Genomic DNA, 15,763 nt, shown 5'->3' with positions numbered 1-15,763 from the left:
GCGTATGTCGGGTCAGCAATTCTCGATGACAGGATTTTCCTGGTCGGCGATTGCCGTGCTGTTGTTCGCCCTGCTGCTGGCCGGCTGCGCCAGCGGGCCCTCGGCGGACCGCGCGGCTACCCGCGATGCGGTGCCACGCGACGAGCCTTATTCGACCCGCGGCAACCCCGACGACTACAGCGTACTGGGCAAGCGCTACACGGTCCTGGCGAGTAACTCCGGATTTCGTGAGCGCGGGCTGGCGTCGTGGTACGGAAAGAAATTCCACGGGCGACCGACCTCGTCGGGCGAGCCCTACGACATGTACAAGATGACCGCGGCGCACAAGTCACTGCGGCTGCCGACCTACGTCCGGGTGACCAATCTCGACAACGGCAAAAGCGTGGTGGTGCGGGTCAACGATCGCGGCCCGTTCGTCGACGGCCGGATCATCGACCTGTCGTATGCCGCGGCGCACAAGATCGAGATGACCGGCAAGGGCACCGTGCCGGTCGAGATCGAGGTGGTCGGGTCGGAGGACACGCGTACCGCCGCCCGGAACTCCTCGTCGGCCCGGAACCCGGGCCGATCACGGAACCTCGGACCTCGCTCGATGCCCAATGCCCGCTGGGGCGAGAACGTTTTCGTCCAGATTGGCGCGTTCCGCGACGCGGACAACGCTGAGGAGATCGGTGCGCGGTTGCGCCGTGCTGGCCTGTCCACGGTGAGTCAGTCGGACGGCGGCTGGACCCGGGTGCAGGTCGGGCCGCTGGCCTCGGCCGACGAGTTCGATTCGGTGCGCGAGCGGCTACATGAGCTCGGCTTTCAAGAAACAACGATGGTGGTTAACAAATGATCAATGCCTTGTCCGCGACATGGCGACGTGGCTGGCTTGCCGGCCTGCTGGCGACGACCCTGCTTTCCCTGCTGGCGACGGCGACTCATGCCGCCCTGCCCACGCCGGGGGCGCCCGACCTGTCGGCCCGTTCCTACGTGTTGCTGGACTACGGCACCGAACAGGTGATTGTCGATCGCGATGCCGACCGGCCGGTGCCGCCGGCGAGTATCACCAAGCTGATGACTGCCTACCTCGCCTTCGAGGCGATCAAGAGCGGCGATGTCGCGATGGATGACCAGGTGACCATCAGCGAAAAGGCCTGGCGGATGGGCGGTTCGCGCATGTTCATCGAGGTGGGCAAGCAGGTGTCCGTCGAGGAACTGCTGCAGGGCATGATCGTGCAGTCGGGCAACGATGCCGCCACCGCCCTGGCCGAGCACATCGGCGGTAACGAGGAATCGTTCGTCGCGCAGATGAATTCCACCGCCGAGCGTCTGGGTATGACCGAGACGCACTTCGAGAACCCCACCGGATGGCCGGCCGAGGGTCATTTGATGTCCGCGCGCGACATCGCGACCCTGCTCTCGCAGCTGATCCACGAGTACCCGGATCTCTACAAGGTCTTCCGCCAGAAGTCCTACACCTACAACGGCATCAAGCAGTACAACCGCGAGAAGCTGCTGTTCCGCAACGAATGGGTCGATGGTGGCAAGACCGGTCACACCGAGGAGGCGGGGTATTGCCTGGCCACGTCCGGTGCGCGCGAGGGCATGCGCTTGATCGCGGTCGTGCTGGGTACCGACAGTGACGAGGCGCGCAACAACCAGGCCGAGGCGTTGCTCAACTACGGCTTTAGGCATTTCGAGACCGTCGACGTGCGCTCGGGCGGCGAGACGCTGGCCAGTCCGCGAGTCTACAAAGGCGAGACGGACGAAACCCCGGTGGGGCTCCGCCAGGATCTTTCCGTGCTGGTGCCGAAGAAACAACGCGACGAGCTGTCCGTCAGCCTCAAGCTTGATGGCGAGCTGATCGCCCCGCTGAACGAGGGCGATGCCGTTGGGTCGCTGGTGGTGCGCCTCGGCGAGCAGTCCATCGCCGAGCGTCCGGTGGTTGCCCTGTCGGACAACCCCGAAGGCGGTCTGGTCAAGCAGGCCACCGACAGTTTCTGGCTGTGGTGGGACGATTGATGTCGCAGCAGCCACGGCCGGTTTATCTCAACGGCGAGTGGTGCGATACCGAGACCGCGCAGGTGTCGGTGTTCGATCGCGGCTACCTGTTCGGTGACGGCGTCTACGAGGTGATCCCCGCCTTCGCCGGTCGGCTGTTCGGGGTGGACGAACACATGGCCCGCCTGTCGCGCAGCCTTGAGGCAATCGGAATCCCCGAGCCGCTGGAGCGAGCCGAGTGGCAGCCGATCTTCGACCGCCTGCTTGCCGGGATCGACGCTCCCGATGCCGCTATTTACCTGCAGGTCACCCGCGGCGCGCCGGCAAAGCGCGACCACGCCTGGCCGGGGGGTGATGTGCCCGCGGGCGTGATGGCCACCGTTTCGCCCATCGGGTCGATTGCCGGTGGCGCGCGCGTGATCACGCTGCCCGATGCGCGCTGGGCGCGCTGCGACATCAAGAGCATCAACCTCCTGCCCAACACCATGGCTCGCCAACAGGCCCTCGAACAGAGCTGTGACGAGGCGTTGCTGGTGCGCGATGGGCTGGTCATGGAGGGGGCGGCCACCAACCTGTTTGCCGTGATTGGTGGTCGGCTGGTGACCGCGCCTACGGGGGCGCGCATCCTCGCCGGCATCACCCGCGGGCTGCTGCTCGACCTGGTGCGCGACGAGCAACTGATCGAGGTCGACGAGTCGTTTATTACCATCAGCGCCCTGCGCGATGCCGACGAGGTGTTTCTCACCAGCTCAACCAAGGATCTCTGGCCGGTGGTCGAGATCGATGGTCGGCCGGTCGGGTCGGGCGCGCACGCCGGCCGTGCCGGTCCGGTCACCCGGCAGCTCGATCATCACTTTCAGGCACTCAAACATCCGCAACGGAGCTCGCGATGACCGACGATTCTTCCCCGAACGGGAAAGGCAAAGGGCAACTCGATGGGCAGTTGACCTCCTGCGATCCCAACGCCAAGCCCACCTCGGCCGAGGACGAGGCGGCGCTCGAGCGCGAGACCCTGATCGACTTCCCCAGCGAGTTTCCGATCAAGATCATGGGGCCGGCCACCGACGCCTTTATCAACGACATCAAGCAGGCCGTCGACGGTGTCATCCCGGGCCTGCCGGACTCGGCCTGGAAAGAGCGGGCCAGCGGCAAGGGCAACTTCGTTGGTCTGACCGTCACTTTTACCGCCACCTCCCGGCAGCAGATCGACGACGTCTACCGCGCGATCACCGCGCATCCGGACGTGAAAATGTGTTTGTGAACAAAGCTGACAGGTGCAAGACGGCGTAGGAGCGGCTTTAGCCGCGAATCGCGACGTAGGGGCTCGAGCCCCGGGTGGTTCTCTGCCATGCGGCGATCAGGACAGCCGCCAAGCTGGTTTGCGCGAACAGGGCCCGCTTCCACCGTATCCTGAATGCCTGATCTCTCCGCAGTCCATCGTTCGCTCTATGCCCCAGTCGCACCGATTAGTCTCGTCATTCCCGCGGAAGCGGGAATCCAGTGCGTCCGCCCGTTGAGCTTCCATCCAGTGCAACGCCATGCCGCAACACGACAACTTTCACTGGCTCGGTGAGCGCCGCGACTACCGCGCCACCTGGGCGGCCATGCGACGCTACACGGCACGACGCACCAGCGAGACCCCTGATGCCTACTGGGCGTTGACGCATCCGCCCGTGTTTACCCAGGGGCTGGCCGGTCGGCCGGAGCACTTGCTGAACCCCGGCCACATCCCGGTGATTCCGACCGACCGTGGTGGCCAGGTGACCTACCACGGCCCCGGTCAGTTGATGCTCTACACCCTGGTCGATCTCAAGCGCGCGGGCCTGGGTCCTCGCGACTGGGTGAATCGCCTCGAACAGGCGGTCATCGACTGGCTGGGCGAGCGGGGTGTCGCAGCGGAGCGTCGTCCGGATGCCCCTGGTGTCTATGTCGACGGCGCCAAGATCGCCGCCCTGGGCCTGAAAATCCGCCAGGGGCGCTGTTATCATGGCCTCTCGTTCAATATCGACATGGACCTGACGCCGTTTGCCCGGATCAATCCCTGCGGCTACGAGGGGTTGGCCGTCACCGACGCCACTCGGCTGCTCGGCGACACGCCGTCGCTGCCGAGCATTGCCCGCGAGCTCGCCGCGGTGCTTGCCCCGTAGGAGCGCCTTCAGGCGCGAACCCTCGCGGCGCCTCGTTGACGCGTTACGTGGTTGCCGGTGGACGTGGTCTCAAGTGGGCCGGGAGCTGGATTCCCGCTTTCGCGGGAATGACGGCGATTTTTGGGCCGCGTGGGAAGAGTACTGGCGTCGTTCCCGCGAAAGCGGGAACCCAGCGCAACAGGCTCTCGGCAATCAACCCAGGCGCACGTGCGCAGGTTGCCGTGCCGACCACCGAACCACGAACTAGCACCGAGGCCTCGCCCCGACCTCGTTCATCAAGGTAAACGCATTACATGAGCCAATCCCCGGACAATGCCACCGCCCGCCCCGACGGCCCGACGCGCGCGATGCGCTCCTCCGAGAAGGTTTCGCGTATCCCGGTCAAGATCGAACCGTCGGCCCCGATGCGCAAACCCAGCTGGATCCGAGCCCGTCCGCAAGGTGGGGCGGAGGTCCAGCGCCTCAAGCGCGTCGTGCGCGAGCAGGGGCTGAATACCGTCTGCGAAGAGGCCAACTGCCCGAACCTGGGCGAGTGCTTCGACAACGGCACCGCTACCTTCATGATCCTCGGCGATATCTGCACCCGTCGTTGCCCGTTCTGCGACGTCGCCCACGGCAAGCCGCGCCCGGTCGATCCCGAGGAGCCCTCTCGCCTGGCCGAGACCGTCCGCGCCATGGGTCTGAAGTACGTGGTGATCACCTCGGTCGACCGCGACGACCTGCGTGACGGCGGCGCGCAACACTTCAGTGATGTCATCCGTGCCCTGCGCGATGCCAACCCCGATCTGATCGTCGAGATCCTCACCCCCGATTTCCGTGGCCGGGTGGAAAAGGCCATCGACATTCTGGCCGCCGAGCCGCCGGACGTGTTCAACCACAATCTCGAGACCGTGCCTGAGCTCTACCGCGCCGCCCGACCGGGCGCGAGCTACCAGGGCTCGCTCGACCTGCTGGCCGAGATGAAGCGTCGCTGCCCCGACGTGCCCACCAAGTCCGGCCTGATGCTCGGCCTGGGCGAGACCGACGAGCAGTTGCTCAGCGAATTGCAGGACATGCGCGACCACGGCGTCGACATGCTCACCCTCGGGCAGTACCTGCAGCCGTCCGTGCACCACCTGCCGGTCAAGCGCTTTGTCTCTCCCGAGCACTTCGCCGAGCTCGGTCGCCAGGCCGAGGCGCTGGGTTTTACCCACGTCGCCGCCGGCCCGATGGTGCGGTCGTCGTACCACGCGGACCAGGGCGGGTTCGATGTGTTGAAGAAAGCGGGAAGCTCATAGCTGGAAGAGGGCGTAGGAGCGGCTTTAGCCGCGATGCCCAAACAAGACGGAAGAGATCAAAGCCCGGAGGGCGCGCGCTCCGGCCTATAAGCTGTTAGCTTCCAGCTAGCCCTCTGATCTCTGAACGCTGACCTCTCCCCTCCCGCGCCGCAAGGCGCCTTGTTGCACCCATGCAACAGAAAAGCCCCGGTTTGTTGCAAACCGGCCCCCAAGGGGTTGTCAGTGCAGCGCATCTGACTAGTATTGGCGGCGTACCTGGCCAAACGCACCGCTTCATGCCGGGGAAATTTGGAAATCTCACAACCACATTGGAGATGGAACCGATGAAAAAGAACATCATTGCAATGGCAGTCGCTGCTGCAGTTGCCGCTCCGGCAGCCGCCATGGCCGACACCACCCTGTACGGCAAAATCCACGCGTCTTACGATTTCTTTGATGGTGATAACCTCAACGATCGTGATTACAGCCTCGGATCGAACTCTTCCCGTATTGGTGTCAAGGGCAAGGAAGAGATCTCCGACAACCTCTCCCTGATCTACCAGTGGGAAGAACAGATCGACTGGGGCGCCGACGGCGAAGGCATCGGCGGGCCGCGTAACACCTTTGTCGGCTTCACCGGTGACAGCTGGGGTACCCTCATCGCAGGTCGTCACGACACCCCGATGAAGATGGTCGGTCGTAAGTACGATTTGTTCAAAGACACGGTTGCCGACGCCCGCGCCATCACCCGCGGCAAGGCCCTGTCTGGCGACAACGACTGGGATGCGCGCACCAACAGTACCGTTGCCTACATGACCCCGGATATGGGCGGCTTCCAAGCCAAGCTTGCTTACATTTCCGACATGGCCAATGACGTCAACAACAACGAAGACGCCTACAGCATCAGTGCGGGTTACGAAATTGCCGGCTTCATGCTGGACGGTGCCTGGGAGCAGCAGAACAGCGATGCCGGCGACATGGAAGCCTATCGTATTGGTGCTGGCTACAAGATCGGTGGCTTCAAGTTCGTTGGGCTGTACCAGAACGCCGACGTGATCACGGCTAACCCGGCAAATGGCGACCAGGACGTTTGGGGCCTGGGTGCCGGTTACACCTTCGCAGGCAAGCACACCCTGAAGGCTCAGTACTACACTGCTGACGACGTATCGGGTGCTGGCAACGAAGACACCGGTGCAGACCTGTGGGCCGTCGGTTACGACTACAAGCTGAGCAAGCAGACCAGCGTCTACGCTGTGTACGCTTCCATGGAGGCTGACACAACGGGCAACGGTTACCTGCTTGGTTACAAGACTGCTCACTCAGCTCAGGTCGAACAGGCCTTCGACCGCGGGGCTGTAGAAGACAGCAGCGCCTTCTCCGTGGGTGTAGTCCACAAGTTCTAATCAATCCTGAGATTGATCGGAACGACAAAGGCGCCTTCGGGCGCCTTTTTTCGTTGCTGTCGCGATGTTCGGTGGCAACGAAAGAAGCACGGGTATCGGGATATGAGTGGTTCCCGTCTCCGTGATCTGTCTGTGGAGCGATCGGCTTTTGGGATGGTGGAGCGGTCTGGGTGAGGAACCCGCGGGAAAAGGGGTCAGAACCCTTTTCTGATTTGTTTCCCCGCATCCTGGTTCGCTAGTCTTTAGCGACCAATCGATTTATTCATGCAACGACAAGGACGTCGTCATGCCCAGAAAGCCCCGGCTGTTCGTGCCCGGTGTGCCACAGCATGTGGTTCAGCGCGGTAACAATCGGCAGCAGACCTTCTTCGATGAGTCCGATTTCCAGCTCTACCTCGAGTGCCTTCGTCTGGCGGGCGAGGAGTTCGGTGTGTCGGTTCATGCCTACGTTTTGATGACCAACCACGTTCATCTGCTGGTCACGCCGGATTCGGTGGAGGCGTTATCCCGAACCATGCAGTCCGTGGGACGTCAGTAGGAAAAGGGGTCAGAACCCTTTTCTGATTTGTTTCCCCGCATCCTGGTTCGCTAGTCTTTAGCGACCAATCGATTTATTCATGCAACGACAAGGACGTCGTCATGCCCAGAAAGCCCCGGCTGTTCGTGCCCGGTGTGCCACAGCATGTGGTTCAGCGCGGTAACAATCGGCAGCAGACCTTCTTCGATGAGTCCGATTTCCAGCTCTACCTCGAGTGCCTTCGTCTGGCGGGCGAGGAGTTCGGTGTGTCGGTTCATGCCTACGTTTTGATGACCAACCACGTTCATCTGCTGGTCACGCCGGATTCGGTGGAGGCGTTATCCCGAACCATGCAGTCCGTGGGACGTCAGTATGTGCTGAGGATCAATCGCAAGTACCGCCGGAGCGGGACGTTGTGGGAAGGCAGATTCAGGGCGGGGTTGGTGGGATCGGAGCGGTATCTGTTGACGTGTTATCGCTATATCGAGCTCAACCCGGTACGCGCACACATGGTGGTGGCACCCGGCGAATACCCATGGTCAAGCTACGCCAGCAACGCCCTTGGCGACTTTGATGATCTGATTGTGCCGCACGACCGTTACCTGAGCCTGGCGCCAACGCCGGAGAGGCGGCAAGAGAGATATCGTGAATTGTTCTCCGCTGCCATTCCCGGCGGCGACTTGAACCTGCTCCGTCGGGCGACTGAGCAGTCAGCCGTCGCTGGCACCGAGGATTTCCAGTGTCGGCTGGCACAGAAGGTCGGGCGGGACGTGTCTCCCCGGCCGCCGGGCCGTCCTGTCAGAAAATAGTTCTGACCCCTTTAGGAAAGATCGCGCGGGCAATCCGCCAGCGCCGCGGCCAGCGTGGGGTAGCGGGGTTGCCACTCGAGCGCGCGCTGAATGGCGCTGGCATCGACGCGGCGGGATTCGCTCAGGAATTCGCGGGCCATGGGGCTCGCCTGCTCGAGGATGGTCGCCAGTGAGGCCTCCGGCGATTGTGGCAGGCCGAAGTGCGCCGCGATCTGGCGATAGGTGACGTTGACCGGAGTGGGGTGGTTGTCGGAGACATTGAAGGTGCCGGCGACGGGATGGCCGGTCTCGATGCGGTCGATCAGTAGGCGCAGGATATCGGACAGGTCATCGGCGTGGATGCGATTGGACCAGGGCGCCTCAGGGCCGGTGGGCACGGGTGTGCCCCGGCGCACCTTCTCCACGGGCAGGCGATCGCAGGCGTAGATGCCGGTCACGCGCAGCGTGCAGGCGGGAATCTGGTGAGCCTGCGCGTACCGCTGGCACTGGGCCTCGGCATCCAGCCGCCGCCGACCCCGGTCATGGGCCGGCACGGGTGGTGTGGCCTCGTTCACCCAATTGCCTCCATGATCGCCGTAGACGCCGGTGGTGCTGATATACACAAGGCCCGCGGGTGGATGCGTGGCCCCAGTCAGCCAGCGCGCGAGGCGCGGGTCGCCCTGTCCCTCGCGGGGTGGCGGGGCGAGGTAGACCCATATCGCGTTTTCAGGCGCGGCCTCGGGCGGGATGACGGTCACGTCGTCCAGGTCGATCGGAAAGGTGCGCCAATGGCCGCGGTGCCCCCGGGGTCGTTCGGGTGGCTCGATCTGGTGCCGCGCAATGGCGACGAGATGATGGTCCGTCAGTTGGTTGGCGAGCCGTTGGGCGATATCGCCGTAGCCGATCAGGACAATGGGGTGGCGATTGGGTTGAGTGTCGGATTGCATGCGGTGGGTCGTCGAGGTTGTGGCGAGGGCGTTAAGCCTAGCCGTTGCTCCACGCGCCTGCACACGTGGCTCACGGATCGAGTGGCACGCCAGTGATTCGAGATCGTCATGAAAAGACCCGCCATGAGGCGGGTCTCTGCGTTTCGGGTCTAGCGTTGGCGGTGCTTACAGCTTGAAGCCGGCCAGCCGCGCCTGCAGTTCTTCGGCGAGGCGGGCGAGTTCGGCCGAGGCCGTCTTGGTCTGGGTGGCTCCCTGTGCCGATTCCTCGCTGATCTGCGCAATGGTCTGTACGTTGCGGTTGACCTCCTCGGCCACGGCACTCTGCTGTTCGGCGGCGCTGGCGATCTGGAAGTTCAGGTCGTTGATGCCGTTTACACCGTTGGCGATCTCGCCCAGGGCCGCCTCGGTTTCCGACATGGCCTGGGTGCTGTGATCGACCTGGTTGTGGGCGCGCTGCATGGCGGCCACGGCGGCATTCGAGCGTGATTGCAGCCGGTCGATCATGCCGTGTATCTCTTCCGTGGATCCCTGGGTGCGCGAGGCCAGTGCACGGACTTCCTCGGCGACCACGGCAAAGCCGCGACCGTGCTCGCCGGCACGGGCGGCCTCGATCGCCGCGTTGAGCGCCAGCAGGTTGGTCTGGTCGGCGATCGCGCCGATCACGTCGAGCACCTTGCCGATCTCCTCGGATTCCGCCTTGAGCGAATCGATGGTGTCGGAGGACTGGCGGATCTCGTCGGAGAGGATGCCGACCGCGTTCACGGCATTGCCGAGGATGGTCTGGCCGTGCTTGGCCGAGTCGTTGGCCGCCTGGGCGCTGCTGGAGGCGTCCGATGCATTGCGGGCGACGTCCTCCACGGTGGCGGTCATCTCGTTCATGGCCGCGGCAACCTGCTCGATCTCCTGCATCTGGCGGGCCACGCCGCGATCGGTCTGCTCGGAGACCGCCGACGTCTCTTCGGCGGCCGACGCGAGTTGCTCGGAGGCTTCGCCGATGCGCTTGAGGGTGTCGCGCAGGGATTCGCGCGCGGTGTTCATGTGCGTGATGATCTCGGCAATCTCGTCACGGCTGTCAAGCGTCACCGGCTCGTTGAGGTTGCCCTCGGCGAAGTTGGTGGCAAAGCGATCGGCCGCCTTCAGGCCACGGGTGACACCATGGATGATCCAGGCGGCGATGGCGATGATGATCAGCACGTTGAGCAGCGTGATGCCGATCGAGATCAACACGTCCTGCTCGACCCGCTCGCTGGTGCGCTCAAGCTCTTCCTCCATGTTGCCGCGCAGGATGCCCTCGTAATGGCTCGCTGCCTGCTCGAAACTCGGCAGCACCTCGGTGAGCGTGAGGATGAGCAGGGCCTGGGCGCCGACGAAGTTGCCTTCCTCGAGCTTTTCGATCAACGGCACGAAGGCGACGTTGACCAGTTCTTCCTGCGTGGCGAACAGTGCCTGCTGAGCCTCGTTGGATTCGGTCTGGCGATGCTTGATGGCGGCGATCTTGGCGTTGACGTCTTCCAGCGCGGCGAGGTTGTCGCGGATGATATCCATGTGCTGGTCGATGCCGTGGGCGTGCATGGCGGCAGTGCGCCCCTGCGGGTCGTGTTGCAGCGCCAGCAGCGACTGGGTGGTCATCTGGTTGAGCAATTGCACTGACGTGCCGACATGGTCGATCGGCATGATGCGCAACTCGTGGTTCTTCTCGGCGAGTTCATGGCCCTTGAGCTCGGCATAGATGCCGAAAAGGCTGGTGCCGACGGTGGCCGCGCCGGCAAGGACCACGAGGAGGATGAGTTTGGCCTTGATCGTCATGGTGGTGGCAATGCTCCTGTAGTGGCTCGAGTCGCCCTGTGGTCACTCTGGCAACAGCGCGCCGTTCTATGAGTGGCGCGTCGGTGAGGGGGCTCTCGCTCGTCTTATTGGTTCTATCGGTCGACCGGCGCCCGACTTTAGCGACGCGGGTGACTTTTTGTTCGCGTCGCGGTGAGTGGGTGTAGTGCTAGCCAGAATCGTGCCGAAGGGGGCAGTGCCGACCTGTCGCGGTTTCTTTCGAAAGCAACGTCGCCAGCGCAGGTTGAGGGTCAATGGTTTGACGAGCGCTTGCGGATTCGTTGACGTCCGAAACAAAAAAACCCGCGCCGGATCAGGGCGCGGGGTGTGTCGTTGTCGAAGGGGGCGATTGATTAGCCGCCGCTTTGCTCGATTGCCTGCAGCATGACGTTTGCCGGACGATAGCCAGGCATGGCCGCACCGTTGGGCAGGATGGTGTACGGGGTGCCGCTCATGCCGAGACGGTTGGAGAGGGCCATGTTCTCTTTGATCATGTCGTTGTGGCATGCCTCGGCATCAACCGAGTCGCCCTTCATGGCGCGATCGAGCGCCTCTTTCGGGTCATCCGCACACGCTACCTTCGAGGAGAGCTCGAAGCCTTTCGAGCCCGGCCCTTGCCGCGGCGTGAGGATGTAGGTCACCTCGACACCGGCCTCACGCAGTTTCGGCAGTTCCTTGTGGAGCTTGTCGCAGAATGGGCAGGTGGGGTCGGTCAGAATGGTGATCGAGTGCTTGGTCTCGCCTTCGGCCGGGTAGACCAGCTTGCGCTCATCGGAGATGTCCTCAAGGGTCGTCAGGCGCTGGGAATCCTGCTTGCCCTGGGTCAGGTTCTGTCGGCTCTCGACGTCGATCAGGTCACCGGCGATCAGGTACTTGCCGTCGGCCGTGACGTAGGCGATCTGCCCGTTGGAGGTCAGCTCGTAGATGCCCTTGGCGGGCGTCTCCTCGATCGAGTCGATCGGCACGCCCGGCATGTGCTCTTGAATGCTGGCGGTAATCGAGTCCTTGTCATCCGCGAGGACCGCGGTGGTCGGCAGGGCTAGGGCGAAGGCCAGCGGCAGGGCGGTCAGTCCGCGGCGGGAGGCAAGCGGAAAGCGTGTGTTTCGCATCGTGTAGTCAACCTGGGTTTGTATGGCTATGTCCGGATATTTGACCGGCGGCTCGGTTGGAGTACCGAGCGCCGTCGGGGTTCCATTGTGTCATCTGTGGGTCGTCCGGCGAATTCCAACCTTTCCTGGCGCGTCCTGCACAAGCGGATTTGACGGAACGTTGCCCTTGGAGATGCCTGGGGGGGGTGCCCGCGGGGCGGCCTCAGCCGCGCGGGTGGTGCTCGGCGTGCAGGGCCTGCAGGCGAGCGGTGGCGACGTGGGTGTAGATCTGGGTGGTCGACAGATCGGCGTGACCGAGCAGCATCTGCAGGGCGCGCAGATCCGCCCCGTGGTTGAGCAGGTGCGTGGCGAAGGCATGTCGCAGGGTATGGGGCGAGGGTAGGCGCGCCAGCCCTGCGTGGCGGGCGTGATGCTTGAGCCGATACCAGAACGCCTGACGGGTCAGGGGAGCGGCCCGGCTGGTGACGAATACCGCGGCGGTCTGTCGCTCGCCCAGCATGGCCGGGCGGCCTTCGTCGAGGTAGCGGCGCAGCCAGTCGATCGCCTCGTCGCCGATCGGCACCAGGCGTTCGCGTCCCCCCTTGCCCGTGATGCGTGCCAGGCCGTGGGCGAGGTGGATCTCGTTGAGGGTCAGGTTGACCAATTCGGAAACCCGCAGCCCGGTGGCGTAGAGCGTTTCGAGCATCGCGCGGTCGCGCAGGCCCAGCGGAGAGCCGGTGTCGGGGGCATTCAGCAGGCCCTCGACGTCGGCCTCGCTCAGATCGGTCGGCAGGGCGCGCGGACGGCGCGGTGCCGGCAGGTCGGTGGCCGGGTTGGGCTGGATCAGGCCTTCGCGATTGGCCCAGGCATAGAACCGGCGCAGCGCGGAACGCATGCGGCCCACGGAGCGCGGGGCCGCTCCCTCGGCCAGTCGCTCGCCGAGCAGGCGGTTCAGGGCATTGCCGTCGGCATCGGCGAGAGCATGGCTTTCGTCCAGGGCGGCGGTACCCGACAGGCGGCGCGCGGTCAGCTCCAGGTCGCGTCGATAGGCCGCACGACTGTTATCGGCCAGGTTTTCCTCCAGCCAAAGGGCCTCGATGAAGGCCGTGATCAATTCGTCGTCCCGCATCAGGCGAGCCCTCGGTGGATCGTGTTCGTCGGCAGACAGTATGACGTGTCGGATCGGAACCATGGCAGCGAAACGCTTGATCTGGCAATGGATCGGCGAGGATTCCCCACCTTTTCAGACCGGTTGTCCACTCTTTTATCCACAATCAGGCCGCCTTTTGTGCCGACTTACCACAGCCGGCGCGAGGGTGCCAAGCCCTGCGGGGCCGATAGCCGGTCAGCGGCGATTTTAAATCTTAAGTCTTATACATAACAACATGTTATGAATTTACATGCGGTGAGTCGATTGTGCTGGCCAAAAAATGCGCAATCCGTGCAACTGCCTGATCGGGCTTTGTCCGACGTGGTTGTTGGCGTGTTTTCCACTAGGTTGTCCACAGCTTCTGTGCATAAGTGAAATCCGCTTGGGGCAATCCCTTTTCCAGCAACCGGTTAGCGACGGTTTCTGTGGTTCTGTTCGGGGTGTTGTTGCTAAGTCGGGCGCGGGTTCCCAAGGTGTTTCCCAGCCTCGCGGCGAATTTTGCTAATCTTGCGCGGTGCGATTGCCCCGAGATCAAGCCGGGGCAGCGCCTGTTTCAACAGGCGCGACAAAACCGATTCACGATTACCGATGGAGTCTTTATGGATAACCTCGAGTCCATTCTGAGCGAGAACCGTGTCTTCTCGCCGGCGCCGGAATTTTCGGACCGCGCGAGAATCGGGTCGCGAGCGGCCTTCGATGCGCTGGTCGCCGAGGCCGAGCGTGATTTCGAGGGCTTCTGGGCGCGATTAGCGCGCGAGTTCGTCACCTGGGATACGCCATTCACCCAGACGCTGGACGACTCGAACGCGCCGTTCTTCAAGTGGTTTGCCGACGGCAAACTCAACGTCTCGGTCAACTGCATCGACCGCCATCTGCCGGCCAAGGCCGACAAGACCGCCATCATCGGCGAGTCGGACGACGGCACCGTCACCCACATCTCCTACCAGGAATTGCACGACCGCGTCGCGCAGTTCGCCAACGCGCTCAAGGCGCAGGGCATCGAGAAGGGCGATCGTGTCGTCATTTACCTGCCGATGATCCCCGACGCGACCGTGGCCATGTTGGCTTGCGCCCGGATCGGCGCAATCCACTCGGTGGTCTTCGGCGGCTTCTCCGCCGAGGCCCTGCGCGATCGGATCAACGACACCGAGGCCAAGCTGGTGATCACCGCCGACGGCAACATGCGCGGCGGCAAGAAGGTCACCCTCAAGGGCCAGGTGGACAAGGCCCTCGCGCACGGATGTCCGTCGGTCGAGACCGTCATCATGCTCGAGCACATCGGTGGCGTGGCCACCGGCACCTCCAGCGCGAAGGAGCTGACCTGGGCCGAGGCCATCGACGGCCAGCCGGCCGAGTGCGAGCCGGTCATGGTCGAGGCCGAGCACCCGCTGTTCATCCTCTACACCTCCGGTTCGACCGGCAAGCCCAAGGGCATCGTGCATTCCTCGGGCGGTTATCTCGTCAACGCGGCGATGACCTGTTCCTGGGTCTTCGATCTCAACGATGACGACGTCTACTGGTGCACGGCAGACGTCGGCTGGATCACCGGCCACACCTACGTCACCTACGGCCCGCTGGCGCTGGGCGTGACCCAGGTGGTCTTCGAGGGCGTGCCGACCTACCCGGACGGTGGCCGCTTCTGGGACATGGTCGAGCGTCACAAGGTGAGCGTGTTCTACACCGCGCCGACCGCCATCCGCGCGCTGATGAAGCTTGGCGACGAGGTGCCGAACAAGTACGACCTCTCGAGCCTGCGCCTGCTGGGTACGGTCGGCGAGCCGATCAACCCCGAGGCCTGGGTCTGGTACCACCAGGTCATCGGCGGCGGTCGTTGCCCGATCACCGACACCTGGTGGCAGACCGAGACCGGCGCCCACGCCATCGCGCCGATTCCGGGCGCGATCGACCTGGTGCCGGGCTCCTGCACCCTGCCGCTGCCGGGCATCATCGCCGACGTGGTCGACGATCACGGCAAGAAGGTGCCGACCGAGAGCGGTGGCAACCTGGTGATCAAGAAGCCGTGGCCGTCGATGTTGCGCACCATCTGGGGCGACGACGAGCGCTTCAAGCGCACCTACTTCCCGGACAACCTGCCGGGCTACTACCTGGCGGGTGACTCCGCGCGTCGTGACCAGGACGGCTACATCTGGATCATGGGTCGCATCGACGACGTCATCAACGTCTCGGGCCACCGCCTGGGCACGATGGAAGTGGAGTCGGCGCTGGTGGCGCACCCGGACGTGGCCGAGGCCGCCGTGGTGGGCCGTCCGCATGACGTGAAGGGCGAGTCGATCGTCGCCTTCGTCGTGGTCAAGGGCGACCGCCCGCAAGGCGAGGCCGCCGAGGCCATGGTCAAGACCCTGCGCGATTGGGTCACCGAGCAGATCGGGCCGATCGCCAAGCCGGACGACATTCGCTTTGGTGACAACCTGCCCAAGACCCGCTCGGGCAAGATCATGCGGCGGCTGCTGCGCGGGATCGCCAAGGGCGAGCCGCCGGAAGGTGATACCTCCACCCTGGAGAACCCGGCCATCCTCGAGCAGCTGCTGGGCAACGACTGACCTATCCGCTCCCGCGGAACCAAAAAACCCCCGTGGCCAATGACTGAACTGACCCCCAAAAGTTGGACGGTTGGTTAGGCGGGCACCAAGGCCTGAGTC

Annotated in this window: 14 protein-coding genes; 10 read left to right on the top strand and 4 right to left on the bottom strand. The window is 63.9% G+C overall.

Translation table 11 applies throughout. The features are described 5' to 3' along the window. Positions 1 to 4 precede the first annotated feature (4 nt). From D5687_RS01525 to D5687_RS01480, 9 genes are all read left to right on the top strand, one after another. Entirely contained in the window at positions 5 to 835 is an 831-nt protein-coding gene (locus D5687_RS01525) for a septal ring lytic transglycosylase RlpA family protein (RefSeq protein WP_192894145.1), read from the top strand. Next, positions 832 to 2,004, top strand: a complete 1,173-nt coding sequence (locus D5687_RS01520; RefSeq protein ID WP_125197999.1) for a D-alanyl-D-alanine carboxypeptidase family protein — start codon at positions 832 to 834, stop codon at positions 2,002 to 2,004. Before D5687_RS01525 ends, D5687_RS01520 begins: the two co-directional genes overlap by 4 nt. Continuing rightward, complete coding sequence (locus D5687_RS01515; protein WP_125197998.1) at positions 2,004 to 2,876, top strand: aminotransferase class IV; 873 nt, start codon at positions 2,004 to 2,006, stop codon at positions 2,874 to 2,876. The genes D5687_RS01520 and D5687_RS01515 overlap by 1 nt, the downstream gene beginning before the upstream one ends. Next, positions 2,873 to 3,244 carry a YbeD family protein gene (locus tag D5687_RS01510; protein WP_125197997.1) on the top strand — a complete coding sequence of 124 codons (372 nt, stop codon included), beginning with the start codon at positions 2,873 to 2,875 and terminating at the stop codon, positions 3,242 to 3,244. Before D5687_RS01515 ends, D5687_RS01510 begins: the two co-directional genes overlap by 4 nt. Positions 3,245 to 3,521: 277 nt before the next feature. After that, positions 3,522 to 4,130 carry a lipoyl(octanoyl) transferase LipB gene (gene lipB, locus D5687_RS01500; protein ID WP_125197996.1) on the top strand — a complete coding sequence of 203 codons (609 nt, stop codon included), beginning with the start codon at positions 3,522 to 3,524 and terminating at the stop codon, positions 4,128 to 4,130. 293 nt (positions 4,131 to 4,423) lie between these two features. Then, positions 4,424 to 5,407 carry a lipoyl synthase gene (lipA, locus tag D5687_RS01495; protein WP_240031385.1) on the top strand — a complete coding sequence of 328 codons (984 nt, stop codon included), beginning with the start codon at positions 4,424 to 4,426 and terminating at the stop codon, positions 5,405 to 5,407. A gap of 323 nt (positions 5,408 to 5,730) precedes the next feature. Next, entirely contained in the window at positions 5,731 to 6,789 is a 1,059-nt protein-coding gene (locus tag D5687_RS01490; protein WP_158611708.1) for a porin, read from the top strand. A gap of 286 nt (positions 6,790 to 7,075) precedes the next feature. Then, positions 7,076 to 7,327, top strand: a complete 252-nt coding sequence (locus D5687_RS01485) for a transposase (RefSeq protein WP_125197994.1) — start codon at positions 7,076 to 7,078, stop codon at positions 7,325 to 7,327. Positions 7,328 to 7,428: 101 nt separating this feature from the next. Continuing rightward, a complete protein-coding gene (locus tag D5687_RS01480; RefSeq protein WP_125197993.1) occupies positions 7,429 to 8,115 on the top strand; it encodes a transposase in 687 nt (228 codons plus the stop codon). An 11-nt stretch (positions 8,116 to 8,126) separates the two neighbouring features. Here the strand turns inward: D5687_RS01480 and D5687_RS01475 are convergent, their stop codons facing one another. The 4 genes from D5687_RS01475 to xerD form a co-directional block, all read right to left on the bottom strand. Continuing rightward, the gene (locus D5687_RS01475) at positions 8,127 to 9,041 is read right to left on the bottom strand and encodes an NAD-dependent epimerase/dehydratase family protein (protein ID WP_125197992.1); all 915 of its coding nucleotides are present in this window, start codon (positions 9,039 to 9,041) and stop codon (positions 8,127 to 8,129) included. A gap of 165 nt (positions 9,042 to 9,206) precedes the next feature. Next, positions 9,207 to 10,847 (bottom strand): methyl-accepting chemotaxis protein, encoded by a 1,641-nt coding sequence (locus D5687_RS01470; RefSeq protein ID WP_125197991.1) that lies wholly within the window; start codon positions 10,845 to 10,847, stop codon positions 9,207 to 9,209. A gap of 371 nt (positions 10,848 to 11,218) precedes the next feature. Next, positions 11,219 to 11,974, bottom strand: a complete 756-nt coding sequence (locus tag D5687_RS01465; RefSeq protein WP_125197990.1) for a DsbC family protein — start codon at positions 11,972 to 11,974, stop codon at positions 11,219 to 11,221. Positions 11,975 to 12,176: 202 nt separating this feature from the next. Then, the gene (gene xerD, locus D5687_RS01460; RefSeq protein ID WP_240031384.1) at positions 12,177 to 13,082 is read right to left on the bottom strand and encodes a site-specific tyrosine recombinase XerD; all 906 of its coding nucleotides are present in this window, start codon (positions 13,080 to 13,082) and stop codon (positions 12,177 to 12,179) included. A 620-nt stretch (positions 13,083 to 13,702) separates the two neighbouring features. Here xerD and acs point away from each other — a divergent pair. Beyond that, positions 13,703 to 15,664, top strand: a complete 1,962-nt coding sequence (gene acs, locus D5687_RS01455) for an acetate--CoA ligase (RefSeq protein WP_125197988.1) — start codon at positions 13,703 to 13,705, stop codon at positions 15,662 to 15,664. Positions 15,665 to 15,763: the final 99 nt, after the last annotated feature.

Origin of the sequence: Guyparkeria sp. SCN-R1 (assembly GCF_003932495.1) — a bacterium.
Taxonomy (GTDB): Bacteria; Pseudomonadota; Gammaproteobacteria; order Halothiobacillales; family Halothiobacillaceae; genus Guyparkeria.
The sequence above is the reverse complement of the archived record's forward strand: the minus strand, read 5'-3'. Positions and strand labels throughout refer to the sequence as shown.